This is a genomic window from Nocardia alni, from assembly GCF_019038435.1.
GTDB lineage: Bacteria > Actinomycetota > Actinomycetes > Mycobacteriales > Mycobacteriaceae > Nocardia > Nocardia alni.
This window is the reverse complement of the sequence record NZ_JAGPOX010000301.1, coordinates 1-2,233: the sequence shown is the minus strand read 5'-3', so window position 1 is coordinate 2,233 and position 2,233 is coordinate 1. Positions and strand designations below refer to the sequence as shown.

Below are 2,233 nucleotides of genomic sequence, written 5' to 3'. Positions count from 1 at the left end.
CAAACAACCCGCCCCGTAAAAGAACTCGCAGCCTTCAACCGAATCTCCCTCCCCCCGGACGCATCCACCCGCCTGACCTTCACCCTGCACGCCGACCGCACCAGCTTCACCGGCATCGACCTCACCCGCATAGTCGAACCCGGCCCCCTCGAGCTGTACATCGGCAGTTCCTCCACCAACCTCCCCTGCACCGCCACCATCGACCTCACCGGCCCCACCCGCCACGTCGGCCACGACCGCGCGCTGACCACTCCGGTGCGCGCGGAGGAGTAAGCCGTATCGAACGCTGACGCGGCTGGATGTTGGGGTGGGCTCCGGCTTGTTGTGGCGTAGTTCACCCATGTGTGGCATTGTCAAGTTTATGGTCTTACCATTGTAATTATTTACGGCTTGATGATGAGGATATGCGGGCTGCGACGGATGACGCGCGGCCTACATCCCGGGATGGAGGACAGGTGAGCGGCGAAGGCTCCGAGGAATGCGCGTTCACCGGGCCGCTTCGAGGTATTCGTGTGGTGGAGCTCGGGTCGATCGGGCCGGGGCCGTTCTGCGCGATGCTGCTCGCCGATCTGGGCGCCGATATCGTCCGGGTGGACCGCATCACCGGTGGCGGCCTGGTCGGCCCCAACGACGATCATCGCGCGGAACTGATCAATCGGGGCCGTCGGTCGGTGGCGATCGACCTCAAACGGCCCGAAGGTCGTGACATGGCGCTGGATCTGATCGATCGCGCGGACGTCCTGATCGAGGGCTTCCGGCCCGGCGTCACCGAACGTCTGGGCCTCGGACCTGATGTCTGCGCCGCCCGCAACCCCGGGCTCGTCTACGGCAGGATGACCGGTTACGGCCAGTCCGGCCCGATGGCCCAGGAGGTCGGGCACGACATCAACTATGTCGCGCTGAGCGGGGTGCTGTCCATGCTCGGTCGCAACGGGCAGCCGCCGACTCCGCCGCTGAGCCTCGTCGGCGACTTCGGCGGGGGCGGGATGATCCTCGCGCTGGGGGTGCTGGGCGCGCTGGTCGAACGGCAGCGGTCCGGTCTGGGGCAGGTGATCGACGCATCGATGACCGAGGGCGCCGCGCTGCTGGGAACGGCGTTCTTCGGATTCCGGCAGAACGGTACCTGGAGCGCCGAGCGAGGGACCAATATCGTCGACAGCGGTGCGCCGTACTACGACGCGTACGAGACCGCGGACGGCAAATGGCTGTCGGTCGCCGCGATGGAGCCGCACTTCTATCGAGAGCTGGTCGAGTTCCTGGAGATCCGGGACGAACTGCCGGACCAGAACGATCATTCGCAGTGGCCGCGGATGAAAACGATCTTCGCCGCCGCGGTCAAGAAGCGGAGCAGGGACGAATGGGTCGCGGCCGCGCGGGGGCTGTCCGTATGCGTCGCACCGGTTCTCGACGCCGACGAAGCGCCCGCCCTGGAACACAGCCGCGCGCGTTCCTCGTTCGTCGAGGTCGACGGGTACGTCCAGCCCGCGCCCGCACCGCGCTTCAGCCGCACCCCCACGGAGGTGGACCGGCGACCACCCGTTCCCGGCGAGCACACCCGATCCGCATTGGCCGACTGGGGAATCGCGCGCGCGTCCATCGATGCCGCCGTCGCGACAGGAGCGATCGGGCGCACCGCGCCTTCGCCGAGCAGTACAGAAGGGTAAGAGAGAACCATGACCGTGTACTCGGGTGACACACTCGTGACGTTGTTCCGCGCCGCTGTCGCGGATCGGGGCGATGCGCTCGCCCTGGTCGGTCCCGATCGCAGCGTCACCTGGAACGAGTATGCGCGAGAAGTGGATTCGCTCGCGACCGGTCTGCGCTCGCTGGCCCTCCGGAAGGGGGAACGCGTCGGGCTGCTGATGGACAACAGTCCGGATTTCCACATCGCCGATATGGCGGTTCTGGTCGCGGGCGCTGTGCCGTTCTCGATCGACCCCCGCGACGCGCCCTCGCGAGTGGCCGCTCTGCTGCGCGTGGCGTCGCCGCCGATACTCATCGCGGACGAGCGTCACCTCGCCGCCGCCCGGAGCCTGGCGGAGCAGTCGCCGGTGGTGCGGGTGCTGGGGATGTCCGATTTTCCCGAGGTGATCGGTCGCACCGAGCCGGAGCAACCGGGCCCGGAGGATATCGCCACGCTGATCTTCACCTCCGGCACCACCGGCGAGCCGAAGGCCGTGCAGCTGGCGCATCGCGTGATGGTCTCGAGTCTGCGCAGCACCGACGCCGTCGC

At 67.7% G+C, this 2,233-nt stretch carries 3 protein-coding genes; all 3 read left to right on the top strand.

The window, feature by feature from the left end:
* Positions 1–273: fibronectin type III-like domain-contianing protein (locus tag JZ791_RS43970; RefSeq protein WP_216903897.1), on the top strand; the 273-nt coding region annotated here is incomplete at its 5' end.
* Between the two features lie 182 nt (positions 274–455).
* On the top strand, positions 456–1,664 hold the full coding sequence (locus tag JZ791_RS43965; protein ID WP_308163515.1) for a CaiB/BaiF CoA transferase family protein: 1,209 nt from the start codon (positions 456–458) through the stop codon (positions 1,662–1,664).
* A 9-nt stretch (positions 1,665–1,673) separates the two neighbouring features.
* The coding region (locus JZ791_RS43960) for an AMP-binding protein (protein ID WP_216903893.1) at positions 1,674–2,233 on the top strand (560 nt) is incomplete at its 3' end.